At 45.7% G+C, this 17,499-nt stretch carries 17 protein-coding genes; 7 read left to right on the top strand and 10 right to left on the bottom strand.

Going from position 1 to position 17,499, the window contains the following annotated elements; translation table 11 throughout:
• Positions 1–107 precede the first annotated feature (107 nt).
• Positions 108–3,746 carry a S8 family serine peptidase gene (locus tag MMG82_RS15980; RefSeq protein ID WP_241407092.1) on the top strand — a complete coding sequence of 1,213 codons (3,639 nt, stop codon included), beginning with the start codon at positions 108–110 and terminating at the stop codon, positions 3,744–3,746.
• Between the two features lie 110 nt (positions 3,747–3,856).
• Here MMG82_RS15980 and MMG82_RS15975 read toward each other — a convergent pair whose 3' ends face one another.
• From MMG82_RS15975 to MMG82_RS15935, 9 genes are all read right to left on the bottom strand, one after another.
• A complete protein-coding gene (locus MMG82_RS15975; protein WP_011715945.1) occupies positions 3,857–4,627 on the bottom strand; it encodes an ABC transporter permease in 771 nt (256 codons plus the stop codon).
• Positions 4,624–5,562 (bottom strand): ABC transporter ATP-binding protein, encoded by a 939-nt coding sequence (locus MMG82_RS15970; protein WP_208661758.1) that lies wholly within the window; start codon positions 5,560–5,562, stop codon positions 4,624–4,626. Before MMG82_RS15970 ends, MMG82_RS15975 begins: the two co-directional genes overlap by 4 nt.
• 251 nt (positions 5,563–5,813) lie before the next feature.
• Entirely contained in the window at positions 5,814–6,344 is a 531-nt protein-coding gene (gene hpt / locus MMG82_RS15965) for a hypoxanthine phosphoribosyltransferase (RefSeq protein WP_241407091.1), read from the bottom strand.
• 7 nt (positions 6,345–6,351) lie between these two features.
• Entirely contained in the window at positions 6,352–7,011 is a 660-nt protein-coding gene (locus MMG82_RS15960) for a flavin prenyltransferase UbiX (RefSeq protein ID WP_241407090.1), read from the bottom strand.
• A 1-nt stretch (position 7,012) separates the two neighbouring features.
• A complete protein-coding gene (gene mpl, locus MMG82_RS15955; RefSeq protein ID WP_241407089.1) occupies positions 7,013–8,410 on the bottom strand; it encodes a UDP-N-acetylmuramate:L-alanyl-gamma-D-glutamyl-meso-diaminopimelate ligase in 1,398 nt (465 codons plus the stop codon).
• Between the two features lie 168 nt (positions 8,411–8,578).
• The gene (locus MMG82_RS15950; RefSeq protein ID WP_047539463.1) at positions 8,579–9,214 is read right to left on the bottom strand and encodes a hypothetical protein; all 636 of its coding nucleotides are present in this window, start codon (positions 9,212–9,214) and stop codon (positions 8,579–8,581) included.
• A 176-nt stretch (positions 9,215–9,390) separates the two neighbouring features.
• Entirely contained in the window at positions 9,391–10,254 is an 864-nt protein-coding gene (locus tag MMG82_RS15945) for a sterol desaturase family protein (protein ID WP_047539461.1), read from the bottom strand.
• Between the two features lie 52 nt (positions 10,255–10,306).
• On the bottom strand, positions 10,307–11,338 hold the full coding sequence (locus MMG82_RS15940) for a DUF2804 domain-containing protein (protein ID WP_047539459.1): 1,032 nt from the start codon (positions 11,336–11,338) through the stop codon (positions 10,307–10,309).
• A 242-nt stretch (positions 11,339–11,580) separates the two neighbouring features.
• Positions 11,581–12,141 carry a porin family protein gene (locus MMG82_RS15935; RefSeq protein ID WP_047539456.1) on the bottom strand — a complete coding sequence of 187 codons (561 nt, stop codon included), beginning with the start codon at positions 12,139–12,141 and terminating at the stop codon, positions 11,581–11,583.
• A gap of 137 nt (positions 12,142–12,278) precedes the next feature.
• Here MMG82_RS15935 and MMG82_RS15930 point away from each other — a divergent pair, with 137 nt between their 5' ends.
• From MMG82_RS15930 to MMG82_RS15915, 4 genes are all read left to right on the top strand, one after another.
• The gene (locus MMG82_RS15930; protein ID WP_037421857.1) at positions 12,279–12,845 is read left to right on the top strand and encodes a YajG family lipoprotein; all 567 of its coding nucleotides are present in this window, start codon (positions 12,279–12,281) and stop codon (positions 12,843–12,845) included.
• 33 nt (positions 12,846–12,878) lie between these two features.
• Positions 12,879–13,466: a peptidylprolyl isomerase gene (locus MMG82_RS15925; RefSeq protein WP_011073582.1), complete on the top strand. Its 588-nt coding sequence runs from the start codon at positions 12,879–12,881 to the stop codon at positions 13,464–13,466.
• 70 nt (positions 13,467–13,536) lie between these two features.
• Positions 13,537–13,857 carry a hypothetical protein gene (locus MMG82_RS15920; protein WP_047539454.1) on the top strand — a complete coding sequence of 107 codons (321 nt, stop codon included), beginning with the start codon at positions 13,537–13,539 and terminating at the stop codon, positions 13,855–13,857.
• Positions 13,858–14,013: 156 nt separating this feature from the next.
• Positions 14,014–15,399, top strand: a complete 1,386-nt coding sequence (locus tag MMG82_RS15915; protein ID WP_047539452.1) for an MFS transporter — start codon at positions 14,014–14,016, stop codon at positions 15,397–15,399.
• Positions 15,400–15,495: 96 nt separating this feature from the next.
• Here MMG82_RS15915 and MMG82_RS15910 read toward each other — a convergent pair whose 3' ends face one another.
• The gene (locus MMG82_RS15910; protein ID WP_011073585.1) at positions 15,496–15,981 is read right to left on the bottom strand and encodes a YajQ family cyclic di-GMP-binding protein; all 486 of its coding nucleotides are present in this window, start codon (positions 15,979–15,981) and stop codon (positions 15,496–15,498) included.
• 162 nt (positions 15,982–16,143) lie between these two features.
• Here MMG82_RS15910 and MMG82_RS15905 point away from each other — a divergent pair, with 162 nt between their 5' ends.
• Both MMG82_RS15905 and MMG82_RS15900 read left to right on the top strand, forming a co-directional pair.
• Positions 16,144–16,506, top strand: coding sequence for a VanZ family protein (locus MMG82_RS15905; RefSeq protein ID WP_037422291.1), 363 nt, complete (start codon positions 16,144–16,146; stop codon positions 16,504–16,506).
• A complete protein-coding gene (locus tag MMG82_RS15900) occupies positions 16,506–17,489 on the top strand; it encodes a 2-dehydropantoate 2-reductase (protein WP_156143213.1) in 984 nt (327 codons plus the stop codon). The genes MMG82_RS15905 and MMG82_RS15900 overlap by 1 nt, the downstream gene beginning before the upstream one ends.
• Positions 17,490–17,499: the final 10 nt, after the last annotated feature.

The following is a 17,499-nucleotide window of genomic DNA, read 5'->3' as shown; positions in this document are numbered from 1 at the left end:
GTTACAACTCCATTGCTAGCCATAAAATGCGCAGCATAATTATAACAATTTAGCTACAAGTGCGATTAATTTTGCACTACAAGCATTAATTGACAAGGAATGAAGTTGTGAAGACAAAACTATCTATCGCTATCTCCGCGGCACTATTATCAAGTGCTGCTGTTGCAGGTACAACTGCTCAGTACAATACAACCAATCAAACAACTGATAAGTATGCAGGCTTAAGCGTTACTAAAAATGATAGTAACGAACAAAAACAAGCTGTAGCTTGGATGGTAAAATTAAAGGCACCTTCTCTTGCGCAACAAAGCCAGCTAAAGGGATTTAATAAGCAATCGGTCATGAGCCAAATTGAAAGCTCTCAAACCAAAGTCAAAAATGCAATTAACAGCATGGATGCTGATTTAAAAATCGTTGCAACAACGTCAAAATTAGTAAACTCGATTGTTGTGGAAGGTAATCATAAGCAAATTGCATCCCTGCTTAACAACGCTGAAGTAGCGGCTATTCTGCCAATCTATGACTACAAACTAGATGTTGCCGCAAGCGCTGAATACATCAAAGCAAAAGCGGTTATTGATGCGGGTATTGCTTCGGGTAAAGGTCAACGAGTGGCCGTGCTCGATACTGGCGTTGACTATACCCACAAAGCCTTAGGTGGCTCAGGATTAGTTGCTGACTACAAAGCAGCCGTCGCAGCAAAAAGTGAAATGCCAAACTGGCCACAAGGCAAAGTCATTGGAGGTTGGGACTTTGTTAATAATGATCCAAACCCAATTGATGTCACAACCAATCATGGTACTCATGTAAGCCATTCTGTTGTTGGAATAGCTCCAGATGTTGAGCTGCTCGTATATTCAGTATGTAACTCTGGCTGTTCTGGTATCGCTCAATTAAACGCGCTTGAAGCCTCTATGGATCCAAACGGTGATGGAGACATCAGCGATCGCGTCGACACTGTTAACATGTCGTTAGGCGGTGATTTTGGTGATGTTGAGGACGGCGCCGTTCAAGCCATGATCAATGAAATGGTCAAACTAGGTGTAAACCTTGTGATCTCAGCCGGTAACGATGGTCCAACACCTTTTGTGGTCGGTGGCCCAAGTACCACTAATAGCGCTCTTTCCGTTGGCGCAATGACACATCCAACGACTAAAGTTGGCAAAATTGAAGCATCCATAGCGGGTAATACAGTCACAGCAATTGGTGCTGGATTTAATAAATCCAATGCTTATAGCTTCACAAATACCGTTGCACCGATTGTTTACCCCGCTGCCAATAAAAATGGCTGCGCGGCTTATACTGAAGATTTAACAGGCAAAACGGTACTAATTGACCGCGGAACCTGTGGTTTTACAGTTAAGGTACTAAATGCTCAACTAAAAGGAGCCTCATTTGTTATTGTGGCTAACAACGCAGCCAATGCTGGTGCGATTGTGATGGGCGGGACCGACGACAAGATCACCATTCCTTCGGTAATGGTTTCTAAGGAAGATGGCGATGCAATCAAAGCTGCACTCGCATCTGGCGATGTTCCATTTAGTATTACATCAACTGAAGTCACTACCGCAGGTGCCATTGCGACCTTTACGTCAAGAGGTCCATCAATCGGCGGAACCTTAAAACCTGAGATCACCGCACCTGGTACTGATATTCTCACCGCACACCCAGGATTAGGTGAAGGATTAAGTCCAATCAGCGGCACATCATTCTCTAGCCCGATTACAGCTGGTGCAGTGAGTATCATTCGTGAAGCCTTACCTCATCGCAATGCATTTGAGGTAAAAGCGACCATCATGAACGCGGCTAACCTTGATGTAACGCTGGAACCTAAAGAAATCAACCCTGATACAGAGCTTGCACCTATCAGCTATATCGGTTCAGGTTTAGTTGACGTAGAAAAAGCCATTAATCTGCCCGTTGCGGCTTGGAATAAAGACACCAAACAAGCGGCGTTAGCCTTTGGCTTATTAGCGCTCAACAAAACCACATCAATCACTAAGACAGTTACTGTTAAAAACTTCTCTGCAGCTGAAAAAACTTACACCTTAAAAGTCGATCAACGTTTCCAAAACGATCTTGATTCAGGCGCCTTAAGTTTTGCATTACCAGCCAGTGTCACTATTCCTGCCGGACAAACCGTTGATTTTGATGTTACTGCGACAATTGATCCGACTAAGTTGCCAGAATGGACGCTAACCTCATCATATGAACTAGACGGAACTGCTGCAGATGCATCAGTAGCACTGACGCTATCTGAATACGATGGTGCAATTGAGTTTATGGATGGTGAATCAAAAGCACTCCACTTGGTATACCACGTGTTACCTAAAGCAGCGGCGGCAATTTCAGTTGAAACTGAAGTCACTGAAGACGGTTTAGTTCGTACACTAACCAACGTTGGTGCAACCTCAATTACCGATCCATTTACAGCTCCATTGATCGCAACAAGCCCTGTCGACGAATCTAAACGCCATGACTTGTTAAATGCATCGAGTGAACTGTTGCTCAGTAGCTCATGTGATACTGGCATTGCAATCTATAACACCTTACAAATGCGCGATCCTATCGTTCATGCGTTAGTGGCCAGTTATGACGTAGACTATGACCTCAACAATGACGGTGTTTGGGACTACACAGCAGCAACCGCAAACCTAAACTGGTTTAATGATGCCTATCCAAGATCAATCTATGGTTTAGTGGCTAAATATGGCACCTCATCAGGTACGCTTGAGCCTGTTTTCCACGTCACAGGTAATGACTTCCTAACCAGCAAAGTGTGTTTTGAAGACATGGGGTTAACTGAAGCAGACTTAGGTAAAACCATTAAAGTTCGTTACCGTGTAGAAGACAGTGATTGGGCTCCGACACCTTCTGGTGATGAAGACAGTGTTGTTGCATCGCTTGTACTTGATGGCTCAGGAACATCAGCCATGTTAGTGGATAGCGATGGAAAAGAAGTCACTGAACTCAAACCAGGTGAAAGTGCGATTTTAGAAGCTCAAGTTGGTGATAACGCTAAAGGCTTTATGTTCCTGTCGGACTCAGGCTCTATGTCTGTTGTGGCTAATACCACTGATGAAGGTAACTCAGCGCCAACGGTAGAAAACTTAACACTATCAGTTAAGAAAGGTACTGCTGCTGGAACCGTATTAGGACAAATAAAAGCGACTGACCCTGATATGCTGACAAGCCCGTTCTCCGAATTTGTGACTACAGGCTCGAATAGCAGTATGGTTTTAGTTGCTAAAGATGGAACAGTACGCTTAAGTGACGACGCTGTAATTAATCAGCAAAGCAAAACTATGGAAGTTGAAGTTATTGCTCTAGATACGATGGGGAATGCTTCTGCACCAGCCAAAGTGACAGTGTTGATTAATAACACTAAGCCAACAGTCTCTCCTACCAGTGCAAATGCTACTGAGAACTCATATGTAGCCTTGCTAGCAAATGGTAAAGATGCTGATGGCGATACTTTAACTTACACTTGGAAGCAAACATCTGGTCCTGCAATAAGTTTTGTTAACGGCTCAGATAAACTTGGATTTACAGCCCCTGCAGGTGACAACGTTTACACATTTACCGTTGTCGCATCTGATGGGGTAGATGATAGTAATACTGGTACATCAACAGTGACAGTTAAAACAACAAAAGCAAACAATGCTGGCGGTACCTCCGGCGGTGCGCTGGGTTGGTTAACGGCGTTGTTATTACCTCTGGCGGCAATGCGTCGTCGTATGAAGTAATCTGTTCACATAAGTAAGCAAACAAAAGGGAGTCTAAATGACTCCCTTTTTATTATTCAATGTCCCGTCCTGGAATACGTGAGACATTGATGGTATCAACAAGAACCGGATTACGAACGCAGCCCTATACCTCTTGAAATAAGGTAATACGCAACACCCCAAAGTACAGCGCAAAAGCCCACCATGATGCCAATAGAAAGCGGAATGCTGATATCGGCAAAACCTAAGAAACCGTAACGGAAGACGTTGATCATATAGACCACAGGGTTGAGTGCCGAAACGCCTTGCCAAAAGGATGGCAGTAACGACAGTGAATAGAATACTCCACCAAGGTAAGTTAATGGCGTGAGCACAAACGTCGGGATGATGCTGATATCATCGAAACTCTTGGCAAATACCGCATTAATTAATCCCCCTAAGGAGAATAACACTGAGGTTAAAAATACCGTCATGACGACTAAGCCTGCATGGTGCAAACTGATGTCGACAAAGAACATGGCGACTAGCGTGACGATTAAACCAACGCATAACCCCCGAGCGACACCGCCACCCACATAGCCTGCAATCATCACATAGTGAGGCACGGGCGCGACCATTAACTCCTCGAGATTGCGCTGAAATTTCGCGCTATAAAAAGAACTCGCCACATTCGAATAGGAGTTAGTGATCACCGACATCATGATTAGGCCTGGCGCGATAAACTCCATATAAGATACCCCCCCCATATCACCAATGCGGCTACCGACCAAGTTACCAAAAATCAAAAAATACAAGGTCATAGTGATTGCAGGCGGAACTAAAGTCTGGATCCAGATCCGAGTAAAACGATTGATTTCCTTGGTTAATATGCTTTTGAAGGCGATAAAATACAGCTGTTTCATGCCTTAGCTCCTTGGGTTTTCTTCACTAACTCCACAAACAATTCTTCTAACCGATTGGACTTATTGCGCATCGACAACACTTCCACATTGGCCGCGGTTAATTGGGTAAACACATCGTTGAGATTGTGCTCCTTTGCCACATCGACCTCTAAGGTATGCGGATCGGTTAAACGACACACCATGCCATCGAGTATTGGCGCGACATTGATATCGCGGCGAAGGTCGAGGATAAAGGTTTCAAGATTCAGCTTACTCAGCAAGGTCTTCATGCTAGTACACTCCACCAGCACGCCCTTATCGATAATGCCGATATTGCGACACAGCATTTCAGCTTCTTCAAGATAGTGGGTGGTCAGTATGATAGTCACACCCTGCTGATTAATTTGCTTGAGGAATTCCCACATTGAGCGTCGTAGCTCAATATCGACCCCCGCAGTTGGTTCATCTAAGATCAGTAAGTTAGGTTCGTGCATCAGGGCGCGGGCAATCATTAACCGCCGCTTCATCCCCCCCGACAAGGTGCGGGACTGACTATTACGCTTCTCCCACAAATCCAGCTGGCTTAAGTATTTTTGGGCTCGCTCAAGAGCAACGGCCTTAGGTACGCCATAATAACCCGCCTGATTCACCACAATTTGCAGCACAGTTTCAAACTGGTTGAAGTTAAATTCCTGTGGCACTAAACCTATGCACAGCTTGGCTTCCTCGAGTTGCTTATCGATATCAAAATCAAAAACCTGCACAGAGCCAGCGGTTTTCTGCACTAAGGAGCTGATAATCCCAATGGTAGTCGACTTACCCGCGCCGTTAGGGCCTAACAGTGCAAAAAAGTCTCCCTGTTCAACGGTAAGGCTAATGCCCTTTACCGCTTCTACACCGCCTTTGTAGGTTTTTTTTAGCCCCTCGAGTACGAGAGCATGGGCATGCTTGGCCATAGTGCTACCTGATCCTGAAAGAATAAACGAAATACTAAAATGGTGACGAAAACAGCAAATGCAATACGCTAAGCTGTATAAAAACGAATTATGACTCTAATTGATTGAAAAAATAGTTATTAATTTATTAAAAATAACTAATAGAGCACCATACATAGGTCAGTTACACCAAATCGCATTCGTGTGACCAACTTTCTACACAAAACAAAACTCCCGCCTAGGCGGGAGTTTGAGTCATAACGCATCTGAGCTTATTCGAGCGGCACCACTTTGGCGATATAAGGTAAGTTGCGATATTGCTCAGCATAATCGATGCCGTAACCCACAATAAACTCATCTGGGATAGTAAAACCGATAAAGTCGACTTTGACATCCACTTCACGGCGCTCAGGTTTATCCAACAGAGTGCACAGGGCTAAGCTCTTTGGCTCACGCAATAACAGCATTTCGCGCACTTTGTTTAAGGTGTTGCCCGAGTCAATCAAGTCTTCCACAATCAGCACGTCGCGGCCCGCGATATCCGATTGCACATCCTTCAGCACTTTCACATCCCGTGAGCTGGTCATGGAATTGCCATAACTCGAAACCGACATAAAATCGACTTCAACATGGCCTTTAATACGGCGGCACAGATCAGCCATAAATACGACTGAGCCTTTTAATAATCCCACCATCAGCAAACGCTCGCTGTTGGCATAGTGGGCATTGATTTGCTCAGCCATTTGATCCAATTTTTGGCTAATCTCTTCAGCGGAGATCATCACTTCGGTGGTGTGTTTCATATCAGTCTCAATTGTCGATGTCAGTAGGGGAGTGTTTGTCATAACCCCAACGACTCGTTAATGCATGGTCAACGCCCAAATGATCGAGGATTCGAGCGACCATGAAGTCTACCAGATCTTCAACCGATTTGGGATTGTGATAAAAGCCAGGCGCCGCAGGCATAATAGTGACACCTAAGCGCGATAGGTTGAGCATATGCTCTAAGTGTATGGCATTAAAAGGAGTTTCCCGCGGAACGAGGATCAGTTGACCACGTTCTTTTAACACCACATCCGCCGCACGTTCGAGCAAATTATTGCTCATTCCCGTCGCAACAGCCGCGAGAGTCCCCGTCGAACAAGGGCAAATCACCATTTGTTTAGGTGCGGCACTGCCCGAAGCTGGCGGCGAAAACCACTCATCCTTGCCTAATACCACTAACTCGCCAGATAAGGTTATCTGCTTCTTTGCTAGCACATCGAGCAATTGTGCCTTAGCTTTATCGCTATTAGCACTGAGCTGCAGGCCATGTTCAGTGGCCAGCACCACACGTGCGGCGCTCGAGATCATTAGAAATACTTGATAGCCAGAGGCCAGCAAACATTCTAATAATTTCAAGCCATAAGGCGCGCCCGAGGCTCCCGTCCAGGCTAAGCTAATGGCTTTCTCTGATTTGGCGTAGGCCATATTAGTCCGCCTGCTGAACAAACTGAGGGGTGACTTCGAGCGCCGCCAACAGTTTCTTATGTAAGCCGCCAAAGCCACCGTTACTCATCACCACGATAGTGTCACCCGCTTTTGCCGAGGCAGATACTTTAGCCACAACATCATCAATTTGATGCAGAACAGTCACAGGGATCACCGCCGCTTCCATCGCCTCTTTCATATTCCAATCGATAGTATCGGCTTGATATAAAAAGGCCTCGTCCGCTTGCAGCATGGAATAAGCCAGCGTGTCTTTGTGCACCCCACTCTTCATTGTGTTTGAGCGCGGCTCTAATACGATAGTGATTTTGCTTTGACCGACCTTAGCACGCATGCCCTTAATAGTGGTCGCAATCGCCGTTGGATGGTGGGCGAAATCATCGTATACGCTGACGCCGTGGACAGTACCCAACAGCTCCAGACGACGTTTCGGCGGTACAAAGCGGGTTAATGCATCAATCGCAGCACTCGGTTTAACCCCAACATGGCGCGCGGCTGCGATGGCCATTACTGCATTTTCGATATTGTGCTGACCAATCAGCGTCCATTCGAGCACGCCTTGGGACAGGCCATCGAAAAACACTTCAAACTCATGGCAATCATCACTTAAGGCCTTAGCATGCCAACCTTTCGTCGCATCAGTGGTATGGAAGGTCTCTTGTTCGCTCCAGCAGCCCATATCAATGGTTTGCTTTACCGCGTGGGAATCGGCTGGCCAAATCACTTTGCCTTGTCCTGGCACAGTTCGGATCAAATGATGGAACTGTTTTTGGATCGCCGCTAAATCGGCAAAAATATCAGCATGGTCAAATTCGAGGTTATTAATCACCAGCGTACGGGGATGATAATGCACAAATTTAGAACGCTTATCGAAGAAGGCGCTGTCGTATTCATCGGCTTCGACCACAAAAAATGCCGATTCCCCTAAACGGGCCGACACGCCAAAGTTTTGTGGCACGCCGCCAATCAAGAAACCGGGTTGATAACCACAGTCCTCTAAGATCCACGCCAGCATGCTTGAAGTGGAGGTTTTTCCATGGGTACCAGATACGGCTAATACCCAACGCTCAGGCAGAATATGATCGGCTAAAAACTGTGGTCCAGAGGTGTAAGGGATCCCAAGGTTTAATACCGCTTCGACACAAGGATTACCTCGGCTCATGGCATTACCAATCACCACAAGATCGGGATAACTGCCCGCTTCACCTAACTGACTTGGATCAAAACCTTGAATGAGTTCAATACCTTGCTCTTCAAGCTGCGTACTCATCGGTGGATAGACGTTGGCATCCGAGCCTGTCACTCTGTGCCCTTTTGCCCTAGCCAAGAGTGCAAGACCACCCATGAAGGTTCCACAAATTCCTAAAATATGTACGTGCATACCGCTCGCTCTGATGTTTTTGAATTCAAGGCTATTCTAATCCATAGCACAGCAGATTGGCAGGTTAGGATCTCGGAAAAGCCACATGTTCGGCAAAGATCCTGAGAGAGGAATAAATTTTAACAATTGGCTGAAGTTTAACTAACAGAATTATGCCACTAGGCTCACTTATCCGCGCAAGCTGGCATAGAGCTTGGGATATTGACTGCGGTGACGATTAAAGAGGAATTGACGTAGGGCTTCTCGCTCTTCGGCTTCGGCCTGAAATCTGACAATCGCCAGTCCCTCTTCATGGCGGATAGGCTCGATTTTAACCCGCATGGTTTCACCATCGGGCAACTGTAATTGCAGTTCTTGGCTATCGACCAACTGTTCAAACTGTTGTGGTGATTTAGCACGAATCGCCATGCCAGAACTCGATAAAGACACCACAGACCATTGTTCGCCCTGATCTTGGTCGAAGATCCACACATCTTCAGGCTGAGTCAAACGCCAACTCCGCTCAGCCCCTTTTGCGTCTAACACTTCAGGCACCCCAAGAGTGGGCTGTAATTGGCCAAAATCATCGAGACGCATCTCAAGGGGAAACCAGAGCTTATAGGAGCCGACTTCAGCCAATAGGGTCAACTTGGCCTTACCCAATAGTGAGGCAAGCGCCTGTGGCACCTCGGTTTTGACCGTTAATACATGGTTAACCAAAGGCTCAGGATGAGCGTCCTCAGTGCTATGGATTATGCGATTGGGGGAAAATAGCTCTCTAAAACAAGCTAATTCCTCTAAGGTTAAATGCGGCTCATCAACCATACGACAACCTACTCAGATGAATCACTTGTACAAAAAATTACCACCAAAGCGTGATTCTGTATATTTTTTCAGCGATTAATTTGCAAAAAAAGAAAAGTAGGCTAGCAAGGTTAAGATCTGACTCCAATTACCCATTTGCACTATTTGAAGATGGATGATTCCTGAATTTAAGCAACTCACTTATCTTTTTGCTGACTGGCAGGAGGGGCGAATAACAGCTTAAGCCGCTCTGAAAAGCTCAGCCCCTTAGTCGTGACATCACTAAACATATCGCGCCATTCGCTAAAGGTCACTTTGATTGGATTAAAACTGTTGACGGGTTTAGTGATGCCGTAAATCACGGTTTCCTCTTCAGGAACAAAGGTACCGAAAAGTTTGTCCCAGATAATCAAGATACCGGCATAATTTTTATCGATATATTGCGGATTACGCCCATGGTGCACCCTGTGGTGGGAAGGCGTATTAAACAGCCATTCCAATGGGCCGAGTTTTCTCACCGCTTGGGTGTGCACAAAAAACTGTAATCCCAAATTGAGCAGCACCACAAAAACCACCCAATTAGGGTCGAAACCCAAAATTACCAACGGCAACCAAAACACCCACATACCAGCGAAGGGATACATCAAACTCTGGCGAAACGCGGTGCTAAAATTCATATTCTCCGAACTATGGTGCACCACGTGGGCTGCCCACATCCACCGTACTCTATGGCTCGCACGATGGAACCAGTAATAGCAAAAATCTTGGGCAATCATCAGCAGCACAAAGCTGAATGGCCCCATTTGAATATCGAATAATTTCCAACCAAATACCGCAAGATACAATTTAGCGATCAGCAAGCCCGCCAAAATATCCATTCCTTGGTGCATGGCGGCGAGGCTAAAATTACACAACACTTCCTTTGGATAGTAACGGGCGCTAACGGGCAGTTTTTGTCTTCTGTCACCGAAATACCATTCCAGCAAAATGCAGACAAAAAACAGTGGAGCCAATACCAGTAACAGCACTTCGGGATGATTAATTAACGCAGCGATATCCATATACCTTTATCCTATTGTTATTATTGTATTAAAGCGTAAATCTGCCCATGGTCTACCAGCGAGCGTAATGATCCTCAGTTAATCCCAATACATTGTTGAGTTGGAATTTCCGCCCCTGATTGTCAATGATAAAACCGCTAAAAAGCCCCAGATATTGACGGAAGTTACTCTTCAGCAAGATAAAATTGCGTTTCTCACTGCGGCAATTTCGCGCCGTAAACTCTAAATCGACGCGGCCATCGTGACTATGAATACGCCAGAGATCTGTGCCCTGGTGGCCATGACGGTCAAATTCAAATTGTACTGGTCCGAGTAAATGCCGCTCACCATTGATCCAAAACACATTTTCATTAGCACCAGTTTCATTCACGCCCGCAGCAAGATTTAATCCAATCACTCCGTCGTCAATTTGCGCACTCAGCGATGCCCAACGCCAACTGGTATCTCGGCGCATAAATCCCGCGGAAAAATCATAGCCTGCGAGGGCGAAATTCAATGGCTGCGGTTCATGATCTACGGTGAGTTGTCCTTTGACCGACAAACCATTGTGTTTTTGGGTATAGGTCCAGCCGTTGTATCCCGTGGGGCTACACATGGCCATAGGTAAACTTAAAGGCAATGCATGTAAGGTTAAATCGGCTTTAATGCTTTTAGTATCAATGACTAAATGCCAACTCCCCTCTTGGATTTTAAAGGTTATGCGCTTACCTTTGCCGCCAATGGTTGCCGTGCCATTGGCTGGAGAAGGCGTCATCCGGTAGCCAAACCCAAGGGGTTTTAGCCAGTCCTGCTGAGTTAACCTATTGTTTTTAACATCGTATAAATAACAAAATCCACTGCCAAGGTAGGCGATATCCGCGAGCGCAACACCAATAATATAACGGGGCGTAACGATAGAAATAAATTGGAACTGCTTATAGTCAAACCGTTTCGCCCAAGCCGATGCGGGCTTATCCATAGTATCGAAATAGGCAAAATCCGCTAAACCTAAGCGACTGACTATACCGTCGAAATGACCAAAATGTGGCTGACCTTTGGCATTGATCAAACTGTCGGGGGCGATTTGGGTGATAATCCTAGACATAACTTCGCCTTTGCTTTTGCACTCGAGGGAGCATTTATGCTCTCTTATTTAATGTTGAATTTTTACTCTAACCTGTCATTCATTGCATTAAAAGAGTGCAAGCTCAAATTGTTGTTATTTTGTTGCCGAGAGGAGTTCGGTTTAGTTTCCTCAAAAAGCCATTAAAAAAGCGCCCAAAGGCGCTTAGTTGAGACAAACCTATTTAATCAAATGTTGACGAATCCAGTGGAACACCTCAGTCGTTAAAATCGATAGCTGATACCAAAGTTTACCCCTTGTAACTCTAGCTCTTTCATCGGCACATATTGGTATTCGAGATTTAGCCCAAAGCCAGAGCGAAAACGATATTGCCAACCGATAGCGCCGTAAAAGCCCACATCGTCCGAATCCATCTCCTGCTTTTCAAACTCATAACTCACTTTAGTGTAGGCTGCACCAACTTTGGCATACAGACTATTACCACGAGACAGAGCATACTCACCGTAAGCAGTAGCTCTCACGCCTTGGTAATCTAAGTCTTTTATATCACTGATCGCACTAACAAGCGCACTCGCCACGCCACCAGAGCCCGCTAAATATCCCGCTTCAAATCCAAAATGCTCGTTGAGCATATAGCGGTAATACAAGTCGCCAGTAAATGTATCACCCGCATCATATTTACCGCTTTTAGTTTCAAACTCTTGGGAACCATAGCCTAAGCTGCCGCCTAACACATGGGGTGAATCGGTGGCATTGGCATTACCAGCAAAACCAGCACATAAAGCGAGAAATAACACGCAAACATTTATTTTTAAGTACTTCATATTGTTAATATTCCATTATTATAAGGTAGTCATATCATAGCCCCCAACCCTGTACAAAAACTGAACACCTATGCATTGTGGCAACAGAGATGATTTCTGGTATGCTGTAACCACTTTTTACTAGCATGAGATTCCACATGAAACGGTTATTATTGACGCTGACTTTTCCTTTACTTTTTGTAGGCTGCGCGAGCCAAAATCCGACTCATATGGCATTTAGTCCACAGGTTCCAGATATTAGCCAACAGACTTCAAGACCGCTGCAAATCTCACTAGACACAATCGACACTCGTAACGCCGAATACGTTGCGCGTTTTATGGAAGAAGGCACCAAAACCCGTTTAGTCGGCCCAAGCGAGCCCCCTAAGTTATTGCTCGACGAAGTATTTCGTAACGGTTTCACTCAAGCGGGATACCAAATCGATCCCAGTGCAACCAACTCTGTTCAAATTCAATTAGAAGAATTACAGATGGATGTCACCAAAAAGACCTTTGGCTACGAAGCCAAACACAGCGTCCGTATCGCAGTCCAAGCACGTAATTCCAATCAAGAATTGGTCAAACGCTATAAAGCCAAGGGGGTCTTAAAAGGCCCATTAACTCCTGACTTTGCCACCTTAGAAATGGATATGAATAAGCTCCTCGGTCAACTCACAGGGGAGATTCTAAATGACCCAGAGTTAAACCAGTTTCTACAACAATAATTGCGCAAGTTTATAATGATTAAGGAAAGAATGATGTTTCGTTGGATATCCGCACTTTTAGTTCTCTGTGCAAGTTATAGCAGCTGGGCGGCAATCGACATTCAACCCGATAGCTTGTATCCACAGGTCGAGTTTGATACGAGTTTAGGTAAGATTGTCGTCGAACTCGATAGAACTCGCGCGCCGATTACGGTTGATAACTTCCTCACCTATGTGGTCAAAGGCGAGTACAACAATACGATTTTCCATCGCGTGATCAGTGACTTTGTGGTGCAAGGCGGTGGGCTGAATCCACAATTAGAAGAGTTGCCAGCGGGCAAGCCGATAGTCAACGAGTCGGGTAATGGTTTATCAAATAGCATGGGCACCATCGCCATGGCGCGTGATAATGAGCCCCATTCTGCCACCCGCCAGTTTTATTTTAATGTTGCGGACAATACAAAGCTTGACCCATCAAAACGTCGTTGGGGATATGCGGTATTTGGTGAAGTGATCGAAGGAAAGCAAGTCCTCGAAGCCATGGCAGTGGTAGAGACCACTACTAATGCCAAACTGAATTGGCCCGATGTGCCAGTAACACCTATCATATTGAAAACAGCTAAATTACTCCCCAAAAAATAATCGAAAAAAATTTGAGCAAAAGCCCTAATCCTGCATCTATACTGTACAAGCAGAAAGAAAGGAGGCAAGGGTGACGATTGAAGAATTTATCGATAATAAAGCGCCCCAACTTGCAGTATATGGGAAAGCGTTTTTGAGTGATGAACTCGATTTCTGCGAGATCCAGCTCTATTTATGGGACACACTTGAAGAATGGCAACAACTCATTCCAACAAGTGAAGCGCAAACAGAAATGGAAACCGTGTTTTGGCACTTGCTCCATAGCTTTAGTAATTGGCCAGACTGGATGATCCGCGGCAATCAGTACCTGTGTCAGCAGTTGCATGCGTGCTGTGACTTCCTCTGTTTGGGAGGCCAAATGCCCTCGGGTTGTATCGGTATCCGACCTTGAACAATCCCTTCTTAAAAGACTCAGCTTGCTGAGTCTTTTTATTTTTAGCTTTTGCAAACAAAATCGCTCTGAGTATCAAAAGGAGATACCTTGCCCCTTGAACCTAACCACATCTTACCCGTAAGCTAGGCGGATTCGACTCTTCGGCTAATACATATGTCCGTACCCAGTTTTACTCGTCGCACCTTAGATTCCTTGAGTGTTTATTACCATAAACGCGTTTTGATCCTGCTATTACTCGGTTTTTCTGCTGGCCTACCATTAATGCTAGTCTTTTCAACCTTGTCATTTTGGTTACGGGAAGCAGGTGTCGATCGCACCTCTATCGGTTATTTCAGTTGGATAGCCTTAGCCTATGCCTTCAAATGGGCCTGGTCACCGTTAGTAGATAGATTATCACTCCCTTTACTGACGCGCTTTTTAGGCCGGCGACGCGGCTGGATGTTGTTCGCCCAGTTGTTACTGGTCGGTGCAATTTTGGGGATGTCTTTTAGTGATCCCGTTAAAGATCTCGAACGCTTAGCTTTGTTTGCATTAATGGTTGCATTTGCGTCTGCGACCCAAGATATCGTGATTGACGCCTTTCGCATTGAATCGGCTCCCGAAAAAATGCAAGCAGCCTTAGCGGCGGCCTATCAGGTGGGTTATCGCAGCGCCATGATTGTGGCGACCGCAGGCGCGCTGACCATCGCAGCTTGGGTTGAGCCAGGTAATACCGAATATAACTTAATCGCTTGGCAAACTTCCTATTTAGTCATGGCTGGACTGATGTTTATTGGGGTTTTGACTACGCTCTTTAGCCAAGAGCCACAGGTCGATACCCGCGCCGCCGATGAGACCGAATTAGCGGTCAAACAACGCTTAAGCGAGCGTTACCCTAAACCTATAGCTGCGACTCTCTCGTGGATTTATACCGCCAGCATCCTGCCCTTTATCGACTTTTTCAAACGCTATGGCCGTAGTGCTATCTTAATTTTATTGCTGATTTCCTGCTATCGCATCTCAGATATTGTGATGGGAATTATGGCCAACGTGTTTTATGTGGACATGGGATTCACTAAGGAAGAAATTGCTTATCTGAGTAAAATCTATGGCCTTATCATGACCTTGGTTGGCGCAGCCTTTGGCGGAGTCCTGTTAGCCCGCTTTGGTACCATGAAGATATTATTTCTTGGCGCGCTGTTGGTTGCTGTCACTAATTTGCTCTTTGCTTGGCAAGCGGTCATTGGTTATAACGTCAGCTTTTTAACCTTTGCCATTTCGGTTGATAACTTCAGTGCGGGGATTGCCACCGCTGCCTTTATCGCCTATTTATCAAGCCTCACCAGCAGCGGCTATAGCGCAACCCAATACGCCCTGCTCTCTTCGATTATGCTGCTCTTCCCTAAGTTTATTGCGGGTTTCTCGGGCGCCTATGTCGATGCCTATGGTTATGTGAACTTCTTTGTCGCTGCCAGCGTGATTGGCTTTCCTGTGTTGTTACTTATTCACTTAGTGAATAAATACGCCCCCCACGTCAGTAACAAACCAGACCAAGAATAATCAGATATAAAAAAGCCCCAAACCGTAAAGGTTTGGGGCTTACTGTATTTTCCACGCTTAAGTTAGCTTAACGCGAACTCAAGCCAATTTTCATGATTAATCGCGGAAGTTATTGAACTGGAAAGGCTGACCAAGATCGGCTTGACGCACTAACGCCATCACAGCTTGTAAATCATCACGGGCTTTGCCCGTCACACGCACTGTGTCGCCTTGGATCTGCGATTGCACTTTAATTTTACTATCTTTGACCATCTTAACGATTTTCTTGGCGATATCCGTCTCGATGCCCTGCTTAAAGCGCACTTTCAGGGAGAAAGTCTTGCCACTGTGAACTGACTTTTCGTCGACATCCATAGTCGAAGGCTCAACATTACGCTTGCTCAATTGAGTACGTAAAATATCCACTAACTGTTTGCACTGGAAATCGTCTTCTGCGGTGAGCGTCACCACATGATCTTTGTAATCGATGCTGGCATCTTTACCGCGAAAATCAAATCGGCCGCTGAGTTCACGGCGAGAGTTTTCGACCGCGTTACGTAACTCAACCTCGTCAACTTCAGACACAATATCAAATGAAGGCATAGTTGCCGCCCCTTAGGTGATTGTAAATGCCCATAGTTTACCGACTCCCTCCCCCAAGTTGAAGGTTAACTTTGTCCCAGCAAGATAAAACTCGGCTTAGGGATGACTTTGGCGACACATTTTCCTATTATGGCGTCACACTAAGATAATCAAATTGTATTTGTGATAACTAAACACACCCTATTCAAACTGGCTTTAGCCGTAGCCTTTGTCGTGATCAGTTATCTGGTGTTCTCCAGACCAACCTATTCGCAAAGCATCCCCCATATCGATAAAGTAGGCCATCTTGGAAGCTTTTTCTGCCTCTCGTATCTGACCTATCTCGCCTTTCGTCCTAAGTGGTATTGGCTCTCACTGGTACTTGCAACTTACGCGATGTTAATTGAGATTGTGCAATCCCGCCTCCCCTATCGCAGCGCTTCAATAGGTGATGTGTTGGCTGATTTTGCGGGTATTGCCTTGTTTTATTTTTGTCTTTGGGCCTATCGAAAATATGTTAGTGCCGCACAACTCAAGGAAGAATAATGTTAGGCCAAGATGTGCCATTAGCTATGGAGTCTCAAGTCACTGATATCGCGATTTTAGGCGCAGGTGCTGTAGGGCAATTGATTTGCCATCAATTGTCTTCGGCGGGATTAGCGGTAGGCTTAATTGCACGGGACTCCTCGGTATCAAACCTTGAAGCAACTGATTGGCAAGACTTGGTATTTAGCCCTTTGTCCCCAAGCGATGCCGTTACTGACTGTGTGTCCTATCGAGTCCCGCTGCTTAGCGCCGACAAAGCCCACTTACAGCAAGTACAACTGTTGATTGTGTGCGTAAAAGCTTATCAAGTCATTGATGCGATAGGTCCTTTACTCAACAAGTTATCGCCACAATGTCATATCCTATTATTACATAATGGTATGGGGCCACACCTCGCGCTCGCACCAATGTTAAATGGCCGCGGCCTAAGCTTAGGCACTACCTCGCAGGGCGTATTACGTCAGTCATGTTGGCAAGTTAAGCAAACCGGCCAAGGCTTAACCCAGTTGGGTCATTTTACTGGCCCGGCGCTACCACAAACGCTTAGAGATAACCTATTACATGCCATCCCAAACAGTGAGTGGGTTGAGGCGATTATCCCCTGTCTTTGGCAAAAACTGGCCGTAAACGCCGCAATCAATCCTCTTACGGCGCTGCATCAATGCCCCAACGGCGCTTTGGCTCAAGCTGAGTTTAGTGAAACCATTGCTAGTATCCTAGATGAATTAGTCGACGTTGCCGCACATGATGGGATTGAGCTCGACAGGCACTTCTTAGAGGAGCGCGTCTATCGAGTGATTGAACTCACAGCCGCAAACTTCTCATCGATGCACCAAGATGTTGCAAACCACAGACTCACCGAGATAGACCAAATTAATGGCTATATTTGTGACCGCGCCAACGCGCACGGTTTAAGTGCAGCAACTAATACCAAGATGGTCCGCGCTATTAAACAGCTTTCGGCAATAACGCTACCACGATAACTATATATTC

This window comes from Shewanella sp. MM_2022_3, from assembly GCF_022557375.1.
In the GTDB taxonomy this organism is placed as follows: Bacteria; Pseudomonadota; Gammaproteobacteria; order Enterobacterales; family Shewanellaceae; genus Shewanella; species Shewanella xiamenensis.
Note: the sequence above shows the minus strand (reverse complement) of the source record. Positions and strands in the feature narration are given on the sequence as shown.